At 68.8% G+C, this 18,035-nt stretch carries 18 protein-coding genes; 10 read left to right on the top strand and 8 right to left on the bottom strand.

Going from position 1 to position 18,035, the window contains the following annotated elements:
* The first annotated feature begins 20 nt into the window (after positions 1-20).
* Positions 21-998, top strand: a complete 978-nt coding sequence (locus AXA68_RS04900) for a calcium/sodium antiporter (RefSeq protein ID WP_066413593.1) — start codon at positions 21-23, stop codon at positions 996-998.
* A gap of 75 nt (positions 999-1,073) precedes the next feature.
* On the opposite strand, the gene glnA is transcribed toward AXA68_RS04900, so the two are convergent.
* Positions 1,074-2,444 (bottom strand): type I glutamate--ammonia ligase, encoded by a 1,371-nt coding sequence (gene glnA / locus AXA68_RS04905; RefSeq protein WP_066413607.1) that lies wholly within the window; start codon positions 2,442-2,444, stop codon positions 1,074-1,076.
* Between the two features lie 126 nt (positions 2,445-2,570).
* Here glnA and lrp point away from each other — a divergent pair, with 126 nt between their 5' ends.
* Positions 2,571-3,032, top strand: coding sequence for an HTH-type transcriptional regulator Lrp (lrp, locus tag AXA68_RS04910; protein WP_066413610.1), 462 nt, complete (start codon positions 2,571-2,573; stop codon positions 3,030-3,032).
* 52 nt (positions 3,033-3,084) lie between these two features.
* Here lrp and AXA68_RS04915 read toward each other — a convergent pair whose 3' ends face one another.
* A complete protein-coding gene (locus AXA68_RS04915) occupies positions 3,085-4,359 on the bottom strand; it encodes an amidohydrolase (protein WP_066413617.1) in 1,275 nt (424 codons plus the stop codon).
* 154 nt (positions 4,360-4,513) lie between these two features.
* Here AXA68_RS04915 and AXA68_RS04920 point away from each other — a divergent pair, with 154 nt between their 5' ends.
* Positions 4,514-4,933, top strand: coding sequence for a hypothetical protein (locus tag AXA68_RS04920; protein WP_080505156.1), 420 nt, complete (start codon positions 4,514-4,516; stop codon positions 4,931-4,933).
* Between the two features lie 750 nt (positions 4,934-5,683).
* Here AXA68_RS04920 and AXA68_RS04925 read toward each other — a convergent pair.
* Both AXA68_RS04925 and gap read right to left on the bottom strand, forming a co-directional pair.
* Positions 5,684-6,910, bottom strand: coding sequence for a phosphoglycerate kinase (locus tag AXA68_RS04925; RefSeq protein WP_066413620.1), 1,227 nt, complete (start codon positions 6,908-6,910; stop codon positions 5,684-5,686).
* Positions 6,911-6,975: 65 nt separating this feature from the next.
* Positions 6,976-8,028: a type I glyceraldehyde-3-phosphate dehydrogenase gene (gene gap / locus AXA68_RS04930; RefSeq protein WP_066413621.1), complete on the bottom strand. Its 1,053-nt coding sequence runs from the start codon at positions 8,026-8,028 to the stop codon at positions 6,976-6,978.
* Positions 8,029-8,166: 138 nt separating this feature from the next.
* Between gap and AXA68_RS04935 the strand changes: the two genes are divergently transcribed.
* Entirely contained in the window at positions 8,167-8,544 is a 378-nt protein-coding gene (locus AXA68_RS04935; RefSeq protein ID WP_066413622.1) for an Hsp20/alpha crystallin family protein, read from the top strand.
* A 12-nt stretch (positions 8,545-8,556) separates the two neighbouring features.
* Here AXA68_RS04935 and AXA68_RS04940 read toward each other — a convergent pair whose 3' ends face one another.
* On the bottom strand, positions 8,557-9,435 hold the full coding sequence (locus tag AXA68_RS04940) for an ATP-grasp domain-containing protein (RefSeq protein WP_066418369.1): 879 nt from the start codon (positions 9,433-9,435) through the stop codon (positions 8,557-8,559).
* A gap of 89 nt (positions 9,436-9,524) precedes the next feature.
* On the bottom strand, positions 9,525-9,815 hold the full coding sequence (gene eif1A, locus AXA68_RS04945) for a translation initiation factor eIF-1A (protein ID WP_066413624.1): 291 nt from the start codon (positions 9,813-9,815) through the stop codon (positions 9,525-9,527).
* Between the two features lie 120 nt (positions 9,816-9,935).
* On the opposite strand from eif1A, the gene AXA68_RS04950 reads away from it, so the two are divergent.
* Together AXA68_RS04950 and AXA68_RS04955 are read left to right on the top strand one after the other, a co-directional pair.
* Positions 9,936-10,115 (top strand): DUF7470 family protein, encoded by a 180-nt coding sequence (locus AXA68_RS04950; RefSeq protein WP_066413627.1) that lies wholly within the window; start codon positions 9,936-9,938, stop codon positions 10,113-10,115.
* Between the two features lie 129 nt (positions 10,116-10,244).
* Positions 10,245-10,490 (top strand): hypothetical protein, encoded by a 246-nt coding sequence (locus AXA68_RS04955; RefSeq protein ID WP_066413630.1) that lies wholly within the window; start codon positions 10,245-10,247, stop codon positions 10,488-10,490.
* Between the two features lie 29 nt (positions 10,491-10,519).
* Here AXA68_RS04955 and AXA68_RS04960 read toward each other — a convergent pair whose 3' ends face one another.
* Positions 10,520-12,151 (bottom strand): cryptochrome/photolyase family protein, encoded by a 1,632-nt coding sequence (locus AXA68_RS04960; RefSeq protein ID WP_066413633.1) that lies wholly within the window; start codon positions 12,149-12,151, stop codon positions 10,520-10,522.
* A gap of 151 nt (positions 12,152-12,302) precedes the next feature.
* Here AXA68_RS04960 and AXA68_RS04965 point away from each other — a divergent pair, with 151 nt between their 5' ends.
* From AXA68_RS04965 to AXA68_RS04975, 4 genes are all read left to right on the top strand, one after another.
* Positions 12,303-12,500, top strand: a complete 198-nt coding sequence (locus AXA68_RS04965) for a hypothetical protein (RefSeq protein ID WP_066413635.1) — start codon at positions 12,303-12,305, stop codon at positions 12,498-12,500.
* 65 nt (positions 12,501-12,565) lie between these two features.
* The gene (locus AXA68_RS04970; RefSeq protein WP_066413637.1) at positions 12,566-13,540 is read left to right on the top strand and encodes an aldo/keto reductase; all 975 of its coding nucleotides are present in this window, start codon (positions 12,566-12,568) and stop codon (positions 13,538-13,540) included.
* Positions 13,541-13,614: 74 nt separating this feature from the next.
* Positions 13,615-13,770 (top strand): hypothetical protein, encoded by a 156-nt coding sequence (locus AXA68_RS17045; protein WP_198530018.1) that lies wholly within the window; start codon positions 13,615-13,617, stop codon positions 13,768-13,770.
* Between the two features lie 75 nt (positions 13,771-13,845).
* Positions 13,846-14,301, top strand: coding sequence for a hypothetical protein (locus AXA68_RS04975; protein ID WP_066413645.1), 456 nt, complete (start codon positions 13,846-13,848; stop codon positions 14,299-14,301).
* Between the two features lie 423 nt (positions 14,302-14,724).
* On the opposite strand, the gene AXA68_RS04980 is transcribed toward AXA68_RS04975, so the two are convergent.
* On the bottom strand, positions 14,725-17,910 hold the full coding sequence (locus AXA68_RS04980; protein WP_066413646.1) for an adenosylcobalamin-dependent ribonucleoside-diphosphate reductase: 3,186 nt from the start codon (positions 17,908-17,910) through the stop codon (positions 14,725-14,727).
* Positions 17,911-18,035: the final 125 nt, after the last annotated feature.

Genomic DNA, 18,035 nt, shown 5'->3' on the forward strand with positions numbered 1-18,035 from the left:
CGCGCCGTGGCGTCGAAACGATGCTCGACGGCTCCCTCGTGGAACTCGCGACGATCGCCGGGACCGTCCTCGGGCTCTGGATCGGCGCGCGCTCGCTGGTGGACGCGGTCGTCCGCGCCGCCCGGCGATTCGGCGTCTCGGAGCTGACGATCGGGCTGACGATCGTGGCGATGGGCACCTCGACCCCGGAGCTCGTCGTCTCGATCGACGCCGCGTTCGCGGGGCTCGGGGACGTCGCCGTCTCGAACGTGATCGGCAGCAATGTCTACAACGTCGCGTTCATCCTCGGCGTCGTCTCGCTCGTCCGGGTCGTTCCCGTCGAGCGCTCGCTCGTCCACCGCGACGGGGTCGCGCTCGTGCTCGCGACGTTCGCGGGGCTCGCCGCCCTCCGGGACGGCGTCGTGACGCGTCCCGAGGGACTCGCGCTCGCGCTCGGCTTCGCCGCCTACACGGTCTACCTGCTCCGCGACGAGCGCGGCGACCCCTCGATCGTCACGGAGTACCCCGACTCGCGGGTGACAGAGACGCTCGCGGATCACGCCCGGTTCCGCGGCCGCGACGCCGTCCTGCTCGTCGGCGGGCTCGCCTTGGTGTTGGTGTCCGGACACTTCATGGTGGAGGCGGCCACGTCGCTGGCGCGCGACGCCGGGATCTCGGAGTGGGTCATCGGCGGGACGATCGTCGCCGCGGGCACCTCGACGCCGGAGCTCGCGGTGTCGCTCGTCGCGATGCGGCAGGGCCACGTCGGGATGTCCGTCGGCAACGTCGTCGGATCGAACGTGTTCAACGTGCTCGGGATCATGGGCGTCGCCGCCGCGCTCCGCCCGCTCTCGGTGAGCGGCGCGGCGGCGGAGACGGGGGCGTGGCTCGCGGCCGTGACGGTCCTGATGGTCGCCGCGCTGTGGACCGGCCGCCGACTCTCGCGGATCGAGGGCGCGCTGTTCGCGGTCTCCGAGGGCCTCCGGTGGGTGCTCGGGCTGCTCCGGATCTTCGGGTGACGCGGACGCGCCGCTCGGGGGTCGTCGACGCGGCGAAAAAACGGGGAACGTTCGACGGCCTCAGGATCGACGACCTCAGAACGTCTCGAGGTAGCGGTCCTCCTCCCACTGGGACACCTGGGTGAGGTACTCGCTGAACTCCTGGGATTTGGCCTCCGCGAACTTCTCGGAGACGTGCGGGCCGAGCGCGTCCTGGACGACCTCGTCGCTCTCGAGCGCCTCGACGGCCGCGCCGAGGTTCGGCGGCAGCGTGTCGATGCCGTACTCCTCGCGCTTCTCGTCGTCGAACTCGTAGATGTCCTCGCGGACCGGGTCGCCGGGGTCGGCGTCGTTCTCGATCCCGTCGAGGCCGGCGGCGATGAGCGACGCCATGCCGAGGTAGGGGTTACACGACGGGTCCGGGCTGCGGACCTCGAAGCGCGCGGAGACGCCCGCCGCGTCGGGGACGCGGACCAGCGCCGAGCGGTTCGTGTCGGACCACGCGACGTAGATGGGAGCCTCGTAGCCGGGAACCAGCCGCTTGTAGGAGTTCACGGTCGGGTTCGTGACGGCCGTGAACGCCTGCGCGTGGTTCAGGATGCCGCCCATGAACTGGTAGGCCGTCTCGCTCAGGTTGAACTCGTCGTCGTCGTCGGCGAAGGCGTTGCCGTCCTCGTCGAAAAGCGAGATGTGGCTGTGCATCCCCGAGCCGTTGATCTCGGCGATCGGCTTGGGCATGAACGTCGCGTGGAGGTCGTGTTGGGCGGCGACCGCGCGGACGACGGCGCGGAACGTCGCGATGTTGTCCGCGGTGGTGAGCGCGTCGGCGTACTTGAAGTTGATCTCGTGTTGGCCCTCGGCGACCTCGTGGTGGGAGGCCTCGATCTCGAAGCCCATCTCCTCTAAGGTGAAGATGATCTCCTTGCGGACGTCGCTCGCGAGGTCCTTCGGCGCGAGGTCGAAGTAGCCGCCGTTGTCGTGGGGGATCGTCGTCGCGTTCCCGTCGTCGTCGGTCTTGAACAGGAAGAACTCCGGCTCGGGGCCGATGGAGACGGTGTAGCCCATCTCCTCGGCTCTCGCGAGGACGCTCTTGAGCACCTGCCGCGGGCCGCCGACGAAGGGCTCGCCGTCGGTGTCGACGATGTCACAGATGAGGCGGGCGGCGGCGGAGTCGTCGTCGCCGTTGCTGCGCCACGGGAGCACCGCGAACGTCTCGGGGTCCGGGACGAGCCGCATGTCGGACTCCTGGATGCGGACGAACCCCTCGATGGAGGAGCCGTCGAAGTAGATGCCCTCTTTGAACGCCTTCTCGGCCTGGTGGGCCGGCACGGAGACGTTCTTCACGACGCCGAGGATGTCGGTGAACTGTAACCGCAGGAAGTCGACGTTCTCCTCGTCGATCTCGTCGAGTACCGCCTGTTCTTCGGCCGTGAGGCCACCGTCCGGTTTCGGGTTCTCGCCGGTCATGTTTTGGACAGTTACGTCCTTATCTGCCAGTATAAAGGCCTTGTCGCTTGACGCATGAACCGCCGAGTCCCCGCAAGTAGTGGACGTTCGTAAAATTCTAAACCCCCCAAACCGTGATCGAACCCAATGACGTACGAAAACCTCGACGCCAAGCTCGTGAACTCGCTTCTCGGAAACGGTCGCGCCAGCCTCCGCAGCCTCGGAGACGAACTCGACGTCTCCGTGACGACGGTCTCGAATCACCTGCGGGACCTCGAGGACGAGGAGGTCATCCGCGGGTACAGCCCGATCGTCGACTACGACAAGCTCGGCTTCGACGTGACCGCCGTCCTCCAGTTGAAGGTGGAGGGGAGCGCGCTGCCGGAAGTCACCGAGAAGCTCCGCCAGCAGAAACAGATGATAAGCGTCTACGAGGTCACCGGCGACTACGACGTGATCGCGATCGGGAAGTTCACCGACACCGACGGGATGAACGACCAGATCAAGGAGATCCTCACCGACGCCGACATCCGCGAGTCGAACACCAGCGTCGTGCTCAACGCGGTGGTCGAGAACAAGCAGTTCGAACTCGACCTCAACGAGGAGTAGCCGGTCTCGAGGGACCGATTCGCCTCGTCGTGTCGATCCGGGACGGGCCGGGCTAGCTCTCCGCGAGCCGCCGGACCGCGTCCGTGATCACGTCGACGCCGAGGTCGATACACGCCTCGTCGACGTCGAAGTACGCGGTGTGGTGGCCGTCCGGGTTGCTCCCGCCGACGCCGAGATACGTCGCCGTCCCGCCCCGCTCCTGGACGCGCCGGATCAGGTAGGAGGCGTCCTCGCTGCCGCCGAACTCCTTCGTGATCACGGAGTCGACCCCGTCGGTCGCGCCCGCGGCCGCCTCGACGACCTCCACGACCGACGAGTCGTTCTCGAAGGTCGTCGTCTTCCCGTAGAGGCTCGTCTCGTAGGTCACGTCGTGCATCGTCGCCGCGCCGTCGACGACCTCGCGGGCCCGTCCGAGCATGTACTCGTTGAGCTCGTGGGTCTCGCCGCGGACCTCGACGCGCATCGTCGTCTCCTCGCAGATGACGTTCTGGGCGTTGTCCGCGTTGACTCGTCCCACGTTGATCCGCGTCGCGCCGTCGCCGTGTCTGGCGATCCCGTAGAGGTTCCCGATCGCGGCCGTGGCCGCCTGGAGGGCGTTGCGGCCGGCGTGGGGCTCGCCCCCGGCGTGGGCCGGCGCGCCGGAGAAGGTCACGTCGAGTTTGGCGTTCGAGAGCGGCCCGTCGTAGCTCGAGACGACCGTGCCGGCCGGCTCGTCGAGCCCGACGTGGACCGCGAGCAGGTGGTCGACGTCGTCGAGGTGGCCCGACTCGGCCATGGGCTTGCCGCCGCGGCCGCCCTCCTCCGCGGACTGGAAGAACAGCTTGAGCGTGCCGTCGAAGCCGCCCTCCGCGAACGCGCGGGCCACGCCGAGCCCGATGGCGGCGTGGGCGTCGTGGCCGCAGGCGTGCATCTCGCCGGGGTGGACGCTCGCGAACCCCTCGGCGGCCGGCCGGTGGTCGTCGTCCATCGCCTCCTGGCGCTCCAGGGCGTCGATGTCGGTGCGGAGCCCGATCGTCGGGCCGTCCCCGAACGTGCGGGTCGCGATCACGCCCGTGATATCGCCCATCCGGTCGAGGTACTCCGCGGGCGCGCCCTCCTCGCGGGCCCGCTCGCGGGCCGCGGCGACCTCGTCGGACGGGGGAACGCCCATCCGCGAGTCGGGATCGACGGTGTCCTCGCCGAGGAACACGTCGTATCCCAGTTCCTCGAGTTCGGCCGCGAGCAGCGCCGAGGTCCGGAACTCCTTCCAGCCGGCCTCCGCGTGTCGGTGGAGGTCGCGGCGGATCTCCGAAAGCGAACTGTCCGTGAACGTCGTCAGTGGCTCCATACGCTCTCCTCCGGGTCGAGCCGAAAAAGCGTTGAGTAAACGGAGAAACGCGCCTCGGCGGGACGGGGAGAGCCGTCGACCGACCGATTCGCGGAAATCGGTTCTCGTAGGGGAACGTTTATGAAACATTCAGCGGATCGACACGAACGAATCCATGACACGTGTGCTGAAGGGGTCCGGATTTCTCGGACTGGCGGTCATGATGGCCGTCGGATTACATCAGTTCGTGATGCTGGCGAGCGGCAGCGTCGTGCCGCCGTGGATGATCGGCGGACACGCCCACCTCGGCGTGCTCTCCATCCTCGCGATCGTGATGGGCTTTGCCGTCCCCGCGCTGGGCGTGACGGGGACCGTCCGGACCGCCGTCACCGGCCTCTTCGTCGCCGGACAGTGGGGGATCCCCGGCATCGTCTGGCTCGGCGAGGGGTTCGGGCTGGCGTTCCTCATGCCGACCGGGTTCCTCTGGGGCGGTGCCCTGATCGTCTCGATGCTGGTCATGTTCTACTACTCGGTGACGGCCCCGACGGAGGGAGCCGGCGGCGGTTCGTCGAGCTTCGCGCCCGGTGACGACTGAGCGCCGGGAACGGCGGGGCGGTCGACGGCGGAGGCTCGGTTGGGCGTCTCTCGTTCGGAACGAGATCGCATGAGACGGCCGCTATATTTCGAGTGCTTGTAGAACGGGTGCTTCGATGGGGATTAAGGTGAGTAGAACAGGATCGTTGCTGGCGCGATGAATTCTTTCAAAGCCCCAGCCGACTCCGGTCGAGGGCCTCGCTGCGCTCCTCGCTCACTTCATTCGCTGCGGTGTCGCCGGCGGCGGAGCCGCCGGCTGCCCGTGGCGCGTCGCGCCACGCTGCTTGCGTCGGCCGTCTTCCCGGAGTCGGCTGCCCCTTTGAGTCCCACCCCGCACAACCCCGCACCTCACACCTCCCCAGCCTCGCTGCTCATGGTTCGAAAATCGGAGATTTTCGTCATCACGAAAGACCGGAGGTCTTTCGAACGACTTCGTTCGCAGCGTCCCTCGCGGGCTCCTCGCGAGCCGATGGCTCGCTCGGAGGCGCGCCACCGCAATCGGTCGCTCACTCCTTCGGCTGGAGTGAGCATCCGCGAGCGAAGCGAGCGGTTCACCGACGGAGCCGTCGAAGACGGCGGAGTCGGCTTTTTCCCTCCAGGTTTTTCGAGGAGTGGTTCCCGAAGCGAACGCAGTGAGCGAGGGCACCCGACGATGAAAAAGGTGGCTGTGCTGACCGGAGTCGGACTCGAACGTACCTCTCACGGGAGATTTCAACGGGGGATCACGGACGAGTCAGTCGACGCCGGTCGGTTACGTCCCGCCGTCGTCCGCCTTCCGGAGCAGTTCGATCGCCGGCAGCGGCTCGCCGGTGAGCGCGCGGATGTACGCGCCGCCGGCGATGGAGACGTGCGAGAAGTCGTCCTCGTCCAGCCCGTACATGCCGATCGCCCGCGAGGTGTCGCCGCCGCCGACGACCGAGAAGCAGTCCGTCTCGGCGATGGCCTCGAGGACGCCGACGGTGCCGTCGGCGAAGCGCTCGTCCTCGAAGACGCCGAGCGCGCCCTTCACGAAGACGGCGTCGGACTCGCGGATGGGGGAGTCGTAGTCGGCGACGGTGTCGGAGCCCACGTCGAGGTACGCGTCGGTCTTCTCGTCGATGTCGGCCACGGGAACCTCGGCGCGGTCGCCGTCGGCGTCCTCGTAGGCGAGGTCGCTTGCGAGGCGGATCGCGTCGCCGCGCTCCTCGAGGATCGCCTCGACGGTGTCGCGGTTCGCCTCCCACTGCTCGTCGAAGAGATCCATCCCCTCGAGGTCGCGGCCGACCGGGTGGCCCGCCGCGCGTAAGAAGAGCTCGCCGGCGACGCCGCCGAGCAGGAAGCGGTCGACGCGGTCGCCGAGGGCGTCCATCACGCCGATCACGTCGGTGGCCTTCGTCCCGCCGACCACCATCGTGACCGGGCCGTCGAACTCCCTGCGGGCGATGGCGGTGTTGGCCTCGTACTCCGTGGCCATCACGCGGCCGGCGTAGGCGGGCAGCGCGACCGGGAAGCCGACCAGCGAGGCGTGTTTCCGGTGGGCCGCCGAGTAGGCGTCGTTGACGTACGCGTCGAAGCGCGGGGCGAGCGTCCGGACGAACTCCGTGTCGGCCTTCTCCGTCGGCGACGCCTCGGGCAGCTCGTCCTCGCACATCCGCGTGTTCTCGAGGAGGAGCACCTCGCCCGCCTCGAGCGCCTCGATCGCCGCGAGCGCCTCCTCGCCGTAGGTGTCGGCGACGAACTCGACCTCGCGGCCGACGTGGTCGGCGAGGATCTCGGCGTGACCCGAAAGCGACGTGAAGTCGTCGCGGCCGGGGCGGCCCTGGTGGGCTAAGAGGACGACGCGGTGGCCGGCGTCGGCGAGCTCGCGCACCGTGCGCGCGTGTCGCTCGAACCGGCGGTTGTCCTGCGGCTCGCCGCCCTCGATCGGGGAGTTCAGATCGAGGCGGACGAGCACGCGCGAGTCGGCCGGCAGGTCGTCGATGGTCTGGAACGTGGACATGGATGAGCCTGGGTGTATCGGTGTGTCCGTCGGCAGGGGTTGTGAATTCCGGGGAAACGCGGCGGTTACGCCTCCGCGTGGACGTACGCGGCCATGTCGAGCATCCGGCAGGAGAAGCCGTACTCGTTGTCGTACCACGTGAGGACCTTGAGCAGGCCGCCGTCGGCGATGACGTTGGTGGACGGGAGGTCGACGTAACTCGAGAAGGGGAGACCGGTGACGTCGCTCGAGACGACCTCGTCGTCGGTGTAGCCGAGCACGCCCGCGAGCGGCCCGTCGTCGGCGGCGGCGCGGAAGGTGTCGTTGACCTCCGTCTCGGTCACGTCCGCCTTGAGGTCGACGACGAACTCCGTGATCGAGCCGGTCGGGACGGGGACGCGGATCGCCATCCCGTCGATCTTGCCGTCGAGCTGTGGGAGGACCTTCTGGGCCGCGCCGGCCGCGCCCGTCGAGGTCGGGACGATGTTCTCGGCGGCGGCGCGCCCGCGGCGGGTCTTCGCCTTCGGGCCGTCGATGAGCGCCTGCGAGCCGGTGTAGGCGTGGACGGTGGTGAGGGTGCCGGCCTCGATGCCGAACTCGGCGTCGAGCACCTTCGCGACGGGCGTGATGGAGTTGGTCGTACACGAGGCGTTCGAGACCACGTCCTCGCCGTCGTACTCGTCGTGGTTGACGCCGTAGACGAGCTGTTTGACCGGCTCCTCGCCCTTCGGCGGCGCGGAGATGACGACGGTGTCGGCCCCGCCGGCGAGGTGCGCGCTCGCGTCCTCCTTCGTCCGGAAGATGCCGGTACACTCCAGGGCGACGTCGACGTCGAGGTCGTCCCACGGGAGGTCAGCGGGGTCCTGGACGTTGAAAAGCGGCACCGACGTGCCGCCGATCGCCAGCTCGTCGTCGACGAGCTCGACCCCGTCGAGCCGTCCCATGACGGTGTCGTACTTCGCGAGGTAGCCCATGTCGTCGAACTCCATCACGTCGTTGATCCCGGCGAGCTCGATCCGGGGATCCTCCAGCACCGCGCGGAAGACGTTGCGACCGATCCGGCCGAACCCGTTGAGCCCGACTCGAACGACCTCCTCGTCGGGTACCTCGTCGCCAGCGGACAGATACGATTTACTCATATACGAAAAAGCGGTGCGCAGACACTTAAATCCGCCCGAGTCGCGTGAGCCCGCCGCGGAGCGGGTCTCACACGGTCGATCCACGGGAAATCGGCCGTCGACAGAAGGCTTATCGGGGAGACCGCCCTCACACGAAGCATGGACAGAGACGACCGAGACGACCCGTTCGGCGACTTCTTCGAGGAGATCGAACGGATGATGAACGAGATGGCCGGGAGCGGACACGGGACCGACGACGCCGGCTTCGGGTCGGAGACGCACGTCGACGCGTACGCCACCGAGGAGTCCGTCCGACTCGTCGCCGACCTCCCCGCCGTCTCGAAAGAGCAGCTCTCCCTGCAGTGTGACGGCGAGGCGCTCACCATCTCGGCGGCCTCCGACCGACGCGAGTACGACGAGACCGTCGAACTCCCCGCGACCGTCGACGAGCGGTCCGGCGAGGCGACGTTCAACAACGGCGTGCTCGAGGTCGAGTTCGAGCGCGACGACGATTCCGCCTCCATCGACGTCGCGTAACCCCGTCTCCCGCTACCCGTTCTCCGCGACCCGCCGGATCAGTCCCGCGAGCCGGTCGTAGAACTCCGGCTCGTACTTCGTCGCCGCGTCGACCGTCGGGCGGGCGTTCGTCTCGTTGATCAGGTATCCGTCGTCGGTCTCCAGCAGGTCGACGCCGAGGTAGTCGATCCCGAGCGCCGCCGCCGCCCGCTCGGCCAGTTCGCGACCCTCCCCGTCGAGGTCGACGCCGCGCGCGTCCGCGCCGCGGTGGACGTTGTGTTTCCAGCGGCCGGCAGCGAGCGCGTCGACCGGAAGCTCGCGGCGGACCGCGCCCGCGTAGGTCCCGTCGACGACCATCGCCCGGTAGTCGCGCGCGCCGGGGAGGAACTCCTGGATCAGGTACGACTTGTCGCCGGTCGCGCGGTAGTCGTGCGCGAGATCCAGGTAGTCGACGACCCCCAGAAGCGAGTCGAGGTCGGTCGCCTTCGCGACGCCGACGCCGCGAGTGGCCGAGTTGGGCTTGACCACCACGGGGAACTCGAAGTCGGCGGCCGCCTCGGCGACGACCGACTCGTCGACCGGGTTGGATATCAGCGTCGTCCGCGGGACGGGGAGTCCGGCCGCCGAGAGCGTCGCGAGCACCCCCGCCTTGTTCCGGGAGGTCACGACCGCGTCCCGGCCGTTCACCCACGGGACCGACAGCCGCCGGTCGAGGACCGCCCCCTCCATGAGCCGCGACGGGTAGACGAAGCCGACGTCGAACCCGTCCGCCGGGATCGCATCTGTCACCGTCCCGCCGTCCGTCCGATCGAGTCGAAACGCCCGCTCCTTGGCTGGGACGTGGTCGACGTCGATCCCGCGGTCCGCGAGCGGCTCGCGGACGCGTTCGTACGTCTCCGCGGCGGTGGTCATCGCGAGCCGGATGGGATCGGTCACGGTCGATGACGGCCGCTATCGGGCCTCGAGGGGAGCGAGCGGCCGCCGTGGCGGCGCGGCCGCGCTCACTGGAGGTGGCCCTCCTCGCGGAGCTGCTCGGCCTCGCTCTTCTCGTAGCGCCAGGAGATGTCGGCCTTCTCGTCCTGCCAGTCCCACGGCTCGACGAGGACGATGTCGTCCTCGCGGATCCAGACGCGCTTTTGCATTCGCCCCGGTATCCGAGCCGTCCGTTCCTTCCCGTCCGCACAGCGGACCTTCACGCGGTTGGCACCGAGCATCTCGACGACCTCCGCGAACACCTCGTCGTCGTCGGGCATCCGGAGGTCGCGCCGGCCCTGGCCGTCTCCGTCGGTCATGCGTGGCGGGTGATACGCGTCCCACCCGATAAAAGCCCCACTCTCCGGCGCGGCGGTCCCGATCCGACGCGGCGGTCCGGAGACGCCTCGTTTAAGAGGCGGCGGACGGTGACGCCTGACATGCGAGACACGCTCGGACTGGAGGGGATCGCCGGCGTCGTGGTCGTGGTCCTCGCGATCGCGGTCGTGACGCTTCGAGACCCCGTGATCGGCGGGGGACTGATGCTGCTCGTCGCCGGCCTGGCGCTGATCGCGAAGGGCGTCGCGACGTCGACGATGCGCGCGTTCGGCCTGAAGTGAGACCGACGCGGAGAGTAGAGCGACTGACACGGGGAAAAGAGACTGACGCGGGGAAAAAGACCGACGCGGGTGACGGCGACCGACCGCGCGGCCGAAAGGGCTATAATCGACCGTCGCGGCCGCTTCGACATGGCACGGATCCCCGAGTTCGCGGTCGAACTGTTCGAACTCCTCGCGCTCGTCGTCGGGTCGGGCGTGGCGTCGGTCATCGGCGTCTCGCTGGAGCGCGTCGGCGTCGCCGGCCTCGCCGGCGGCGACCTCGCGGTCGGGCTGTGGGCGCTCGCGATGGGGCTCGTCGCGTTGTACGTCGGCGTCGTCGCGCTCGGGTACGAGCAGGTGCTCCCCCGCCTTCGCGCGCTCGCCGGCAGCGCGTGAGGCTGCGGCGGCGACCCGGCAGCACGAGGTCACAGCTCGCCGGCGGCGGCCAGCTCGCGGACGCGGGCCGCGCGCTCCCGGATCGCCTCCCGCTCCTCCCCGTCCTTGTTGTCGACGTGTGAGTACATCAGTCCCATCCGACCGGTCCCGCGGAGCGTCCCCTCGTGTTCCATCAGGAAGTCCCAGTAGAGCGCGTTGAAGGGGCAGGCCCCCTCGCCGGTCGTTCGGGAGACGGCGTACGGACACGACGCGCAGTGGTCGCTCATGCGGTTCACGTAGCTCCCCGAGGCGGCGTACGGCTTCGACGAGAGGACGTCGGTCCCGAACGATCCCATCGCGACCACGTTCGGCGTCGTCACCCAGTGGTACGCGTCGACGAACCCGAGGTGGAACCACTCGTTGAGTTCGGCGGGGTCGACGCCGTGGATCGTCGCGAAGTTCGACAGGACCATCAGCCGCTCGATGTGGTGGGCGTAGCCGTGCTCGCGGACGTGGCCGACCGCCTCCGACAGACACCGCATGTCGGTCTCGCCGTCCCAGTAGAGCGGCGGGAGCGCTCGCTCCTGGTCGAGCCGGTTCGCGTCAGCCAGTTCCGGCATCGCCTCGCGGTAGACGTGACGGACGAACTCGCGCCAGCCGAGCACCTGCCGAACGAACCCCTCCGCCGCGTTGAGCGGGACCGGCGGGAGGTCGGCGGCGGTGCCGTCCCCCTCGCCGTCCGTCGCGAACGCGTCGAGCGTCGTCTCCGACCCCGCGGGGCCGACGTCGGGATCGAACGCCCCCGGTTCGACGTCGCGCGTCTCGTAGGCCGCCTCGACCGCCCGGACCGGCTCGCGCGGGTCGAGGAGCCCGAGGTTGATCGCGGGCGAGAGCAGGGAGTGTGCGAGGAACGGCTCGCCGCCGACCATGGCGTCCTGATAGCGACCGAACGCGGGGAGCCCGCGGGCGACGAACGCGTCGAGCGCCCGCAACGCCTCCCTCCGGGTCACGGGCCACGCGAACCCCTCGAGCGAGCCGTCGCCCCACGTGTCGAACCGGTTCCGGACCCACGCGTGGGTCTCGCGGGTGAGCTCGTCCGGCTCGAACCGCGGACGCTCCGGCGGCGTCCACCCGTCCGGCGGCGTCTCGCGGTTCCGGTCGTCGTAGTTCCACTCGCCGCCTTCGGGCTCGTCGCCGTCCATCAACACGCCCGTCTCCCGGCGAACGTGGCGGTACCAGTCCTCCTGGCGATACGTGCGGTCGTCGTCCGCCGACTCCCCGGTCCACGCACGCCAGTCGGCCGGCGTCGTCCAGAACAGCTCGTTCTCGAGAAGCTCCAGGGACCCGCCGCGCGCCTCGACGATCCCGCGGAGCCGCTCGCCCGCCCCGTGGCTCGCGGGTCGCATGAGCTCGAGGGCGGCGTCCGGTCGCTCGGCGAGGAACGTCGCGACCCCCTCGCCGAAGGAGTCCGCCTCGAGGTAGGTCACGTCGTGGCCGCGGTCGCGGAGGTCGTCGCGGAAGTGACGCATCGCCGAGAAGACGAGCGTCAGCTTGTGTGCGTGGTAGCGTCGGCGGGCCGCGAACCCGTGCGCCTCGATCAGGAGGACGCCGTCAGCGGCCTCGAGCGCGTCCAGATCGGGATTGAGCTGGTCGCCGAGCAGCCAGAGGGTGGAGTCGCTCACGCCCGATCGCACGGGAGCGAGTCACATAGCTCCGGGGTCGGCCGTCCCATAGCTCCGGGGTCGACCGCTTCGGTTTGACCGCGCTCGTCCGGGAGCGGGCTCCGGGGGAGGAACACCCGCCTTTTTATCCGCCGTCGACGACGGGCGGGACATGGACGAGATCCTCACCAACTGGCTTCTCGGGCTGATCGCCGCCCTCCTGGCCGTGCTCGTGCTCGACTCGACCGGCCAGCCGTTCCTCGACCCGCTCTCTCCGGTCGCGAACGTGCTCGCGCTCGTGACATTCCTCGCGTTCGTCATCCTCACCGGGGCGTTCCTCGTGTACACCGCGTCGTTCCGCAGGGAGTGAGCGGGCGACCCGGCGGATCGAGCGACCCCACGAACACTTTTGCTCGCGGCCGCCCACGCCGACCCATGGAGTACACGACGCTCGGGAACACGGGCACGACCGTCTCGAAGATCTGTCTCGGCTGTATGAGCTTCGGCGACCGTGACTGGCGCGAGTGGGTGCTCGACGAGGAGGAGGGGAAGGCGCTCGTCGAACGCGCGCTCGAGCTCGGGATCAATTTCTTCGACACCGCCAACATGTACTCGAACGGCGAGTCCGAGCGGATCCTCGGGGAGGCGCTGGAAGGTCATCGCGAGGAGGCGGTCGTCGCCACGAAGGGGTACTTTCGGATGGACGAGTCGAACCCGAACTCCGGCGGGCTCTCGCGGAAGGCGATAGAACAGGAGCTCGAGAACAGCCTCGACCGGCTCGGGATGGAGACGGTCGACCTCTACCAGATCCACCGGCTCGACCCGGAGACGCCGATCGAGGAGACGCTTCGCGCGCTCGACGACGCGGTCCGGCGCGGGAAGGTCCGCCATCTCGGAGCCTCCTCGATGTGGGCCCACGAGTTCGCCGAGGCGCTCCACGCGAGCGACCGGCTGGGGCTCGACCGGTTCGCCACGATGCAGAACCACTACAACCTCGTCTACCGCGAGGAGGAACGCGAGATGCTCCCGCTGTGTGAGAAGGAGGGGATCGGCGTGATCCCGTGGAGCCCGCTCGCGCGCGGCTATCTGGCGCGCCCCGACGACGACGTCGACGCGACGAGACGCGGCGAGACCGAGGAGCACCTCTACCGACACCCCTACCGCGAGGGCGGCGGTCCCGCGGTCAACGCCCGCGTCGCGGAACTGGCCGACGAGAAGGGCGTCAAGATGGCGCAGATCGCGCTCGCCTGGCAGTTCCACAAGGAGCCGGTCGACGCGCCGATCGTCGGCACGACGAGCGTCGAACACCTGGAGGACGCGGTGGAGGCGCTCGATATCGATCTCTCCGACTCCGACATCGAGTGGCTCGAGGAGCCCTACGAGCCGGTCCGCGTCTCCGGACACGACTGACTCCCGACGCGTATTCGGTGTATTAGGGCATATATAGGCAACGTACTTACCGTGCGAGTGAATATCACCCTCACATGACCGACGACGGCGACGAGGCCTCGGTCCGGTCGAGCACCGAGTACGCGCGTAGCCGGGTCCGCTGTCCGAACTGCGGGGACCACGTTCCGGCGGTCGGCCGGGACGCCGGGGCGACGGAGTGTCCGAACTGTCGAACGCTGGTTCGTAACTGACCGCTCGCCGGAGGCGACCGCGCCGCCGCGTCCGGAGCGACAACCCTTTTCGGCCGGGCTACCGAATCGGGGCGTATGCCAGACGACGACTCCACCGACTCCGAGGCGGGCGACGGACGGGCCGACGACGGCGAACAGGCCGACGGCGGCGAGGGAGCCGACGACGAGGAGAAGTCCTTCCGCGAGCGCGTCGAGGAGATCCGCGAGCGACGCGAGCAGGAGCGCGAGGAGGGCGACCGGCCCGACCCCGAGGAGATGATGGGCGGCGGTGGCGGCGGTCCGCCGGGCATGGGCGGCGGTGGCGGCGGCAACCCCTTCGCGCAGATGATGTCCGGCATGATGGGCGGCGGCGGCCCCGGCGGTCAGGGCGGCCCGCCGGGCATGGGTGGCGGTCCCGGCGGTCGCGGCGAGGGCGGCGGCGAGGAGGTCGGCAACGAGGAGCTCGTCCGCGAGGTGCGACAGCTCCGCGACGAGGTCCGCGACGCGACCCGCCAGCTCCAGCGCATCGCGCAGGCGCTCGAGGACGACTGACCGGCGTCGATCACCTTCTCAGCGTTACCCCGAAGCTCACCAGTGGCGAGACCGATCCTCGGTTCGGTCAACATAGGAAGGAGTGAGCGATCGCCGGAGCGGTGGCGCGCCGGTGAGTGCTCGGAGGGCACGAACCCGACCGCGAGGGACGCGGCGAGCGGTGAAACCGCGAGCCGCGAGGCTGGGGAGGCGTGAGGTGCGGGGCGGTTGCGGTCGGGTGGGACTCAAAGGGACAGTCGCGAGCGCGTCTTCGCCCTCGCGATTGGGGCTTTGGCGGTGGTCACCGCGCCAGCAACGGTCGCGTTTCTGTCAGAATATGACCACCTGTAACACCCACTCAACAAGCAGTCTTCGACGAACCGTCCGATCCAGCGTCTCGAAGCGAAGCGAGCCGACGAAGCAGAAAAGGAACGCAACGCTACCTCAACACTCGGACCAGCCGCAGGACTCGCACGTCTTACAGCCCTCCGAGAAGTAGAGGTTCATCCCGCCACACTCGGGACACTCGGGGGATTCGCCCGCGGCGATGAGGTCCTGGGTGACGTCGCCGTCGGCGTTTCCGCCGGAACCACCGGTCGGTTCGGCGTCTGCCGCCGGTCCGACGTCTGCCGGCTCCTCGGTCGAACTCGCGCCGGCGACCGCGCCGCCGTCGGTCTGACTCGGCGGGTCGGCCGCGGCGTCGCGACCCGCCGCGTCGCCCTCGACGTCGTCGAGGCTCTGCTGTTGGGGGATCCCCTTGTCGATCTCGTCGTCGAGGTAGCGCCGGAGCGCGGTGCCGATCGCGTCCGGGATCGACTGGATCTGCTCGCCCTTGTCCCAGGCGACCTTCGGGCTCCGCGTGCCCTGGAGCTCGTCGACGATCTCCTCGGGGTCGACGCCGGAACGGAGCGCGGTCGAGATGACCTTCGCGAGCGCCTCGGTGAAGGAGTTGGTGTAGCCGCCGGAGTGGCCGATGTTCGCGAACAGCTCGAACGGGCGGCCGTCCTCCTCCTCGTTGATGGTGACGTACAGCTTGCCGTAGCCCGTCTCGACGCGCTGGGTCACGCCCGACAGCGAGTCGGGACGGGGCCGGGTCTCCGTGTACTCGACCGCCGGCTGGTCCGCGGACTCGAGCAGGTCCGATATCTCCGCGTCGACGGCCGCCCTGACGTCCTCGTTGTCGAGGAACGCCTCCACGCCGCCGAAGACCTCGCGGATCTGCTCGACGATCGTCTCCGCGGCCTCCGACTCGTCGGCGAACTCCGTGTTCTTCGCGCGGGTGGTGAGCACCTGCTTCGAGCGGGTGCCGTCGCGGTAGACGGTGACGCCCTTCCCGCCGTGGTCGTAGATGTAGCGGTACACCTCCTCCATGTCGGCGGCGGTGGCGTCGTTCGGGAAGTTACACGTCTTCGAGATGGCCGAGTCGACGCCCTCCTGACACGCGCACTGGACCGCGGCGTGTTCGATACCCGAGAGGTCGCCGGTGACGACGAACAGCTCGCCGATCGCCGCCGGAACCGTCTCCAGCCCCTCGACGCCGTCGAACTCGTTTTCGGCCATCTGCGCCTGTGCCTCCTCCTTCACCGCGTCGACGTCGACGTCGTTGGCCTCCAGCGTCCGCAGGAAGTAGTCGTCGAACTCGACGAGCATCTCGTCGCCCTGGACGTCGTCGGAGACGTTCTTGTAGAACGCGACGTTGTAGATGGGCTCACAGCCGCCGGTCGTGTTGCCGATCATCGACGTGGTTCCCGTCGGCGCGATGGTCGTCGTGTTGTGGTTGCGGATCGGGAACCCGTCGGCCCACTCGTCGGCGTCGAGGCCGGTATGGTGTTCGAACCACTCGCGGTACGCGGTCGGGTCCGCGAACTTCGAGTCGGCCCAGTCGTCGAAGACGCCGCGCTCCTCGGCGAGCTCGTGGGAGATCAGCTTCGACTCGTGGTTGATGTGGGTCATCAGCTGGCGGGCGATCTCGTTGCCCGCCTCCGAGCCGTACCGGACGCCGAGCTGGATGTACAGCTGGGCGAGCCCCATCACGCCGAGGCCGATCTTCCGCATCTCCCGCACCTTCTCCTCGATCTCGTCGACCGGGAAGTCCGACATCGTGACGACGTTCTCCAGGAAGCGCGTGCCGTACGCGATCCGGTCGTCGAACTCCTCGAAGTCGATCGCCTCCGCGAGGAAGGCGTCGACGGCGGCCTCGTGGGAGTCGTACTCGTCGGCGTGCTCCTCGCTCCAGACGCGCCAGTCCGGCGCGTCGAAGGACGCGAGCGTCGAGAGGTTGATGTGACCGAGGTTACACGCCTCGTACTCCTCCAACGGCTGCTCCCCGCAGGGGTTCGTCGCGAGGATCCTGTGGTCCGGGTTCTCCTCCACGTCGAAGGAGTGTTGCTTGTTCACCCGTTCGAGGTAGATGACGCCCGGCTCGCCGTTCTCGTACGCGCCCTCGACGATGTGGTCCCACAGCTCCGCGGCCGGGATCGAGAGGGTCTCGCCGACCTCGACGTGCTCGCCGAGCCCGAACATGTCGTAGAGCTCCTTCGTCTCCGGGGTGGCGACGTGGGGCTCCTCGGTCCGTGGGTTGGTGAACGTGAACTCCTCGCCCGCGTACAGCGCCTCCATGAAGTCGTCGGTGATGCCGACGCTGATGTTGAAGTTCGAGAGGTGGCCCTCCACCGCGTTCCGGAGGTGCTCCGGGACGCGCCCCTCGTCGTCGATGAGCTCGCGGGCCTCCTCTAAGGCGTCCGCGAAGGAGTTGTGCGTGAAGTCGTCGGGGTCGTTCAGCCGCAGCGAGTGGGCCAGCGAGACGTCCTTGTTCTTCGCGTGGATGAACTGGATCACGTCGGGGTGGGAGACGCGCATCACGCCCATCTGCGCGCCGCGTCGCGCGCCGCCCTGCGCGATCGTCTCGCACATCTGGTCGAAGGTGCGCATGAACGTGATCGGCCCGGAAGCGATCCCGCCGGTGGAGCCGACCGCGTCGCCGTAGGGGCGCAGCTTCCAGAAGGCGTACCCCATCCCGCCACCGGACTGGAACACCTCCGCGGCCTCCTTCGCGGTCTGGTGGATGTCGGTGATGTCGTCGTCCGGCGAGTCGACGAAGCAGGCGGAGAGCTGCTGGAGTTCGTCGCCCGCGTTCATCAGCGTCGGCGAGTTCGGCATGAAGGAGAGCGACTCCATCCCGTCGCGGAACGTCGCCGCGGTCTCCTCGACGTGCTCGCGGACCCCGTCGGGGAGCTCCGGGACGACCGTGTCGTAGGCGAACTTGTTGACGTTGTGGGCGGTGAGTGCCGTCTCCGCCTCGTCGTCGGCGGTGACGCCCGCTCCGAAGACCTCCTCCGCGAGCTCGTCCCGGCGCGGGTGGTCGGGTTTGAGCTGGTCCGGCGTGACGGTGACCTCGACGTCCCGCTTTTCCGCCTCGAAGACCGCCTCCGCGAGCGCGACGTTTCGCGCGACGCGGTCGAACAGCTCCTCCTGTTTCTCGACGGGCTCCCCGTTCGCGTCCTTCCGGAGGTAGCGTGCGGGGAGGATGTTGTGGTAGGCGTTGGCCGTGAGACGCTCCTCCAACGTCTCGCCGGTGGTGCGTTTGATCGGCAGTTCGAGCTCGTCCGCGGAGACGCCGTCGCTGCTCATTCGACGGTCACCCCGCTCGGGTGGCGTGTGGTCTGGCTCATGTATGTGTATCCCTACTGGCGAAGCGGGCCCTTTTGTGTTCCGCTCCCGGCCCGAATTGGTGGCGATCTATTCGATCCGTTATG

This window comes from Halorubrum aethiopicum (assembly GCF_001542905.1).
Lineage (GTDB): Archaea > Halobacteriota > Halobacteria > Halobacteriales > Haloferacaceae > Halorubrum > Halorubrum aethiopicum.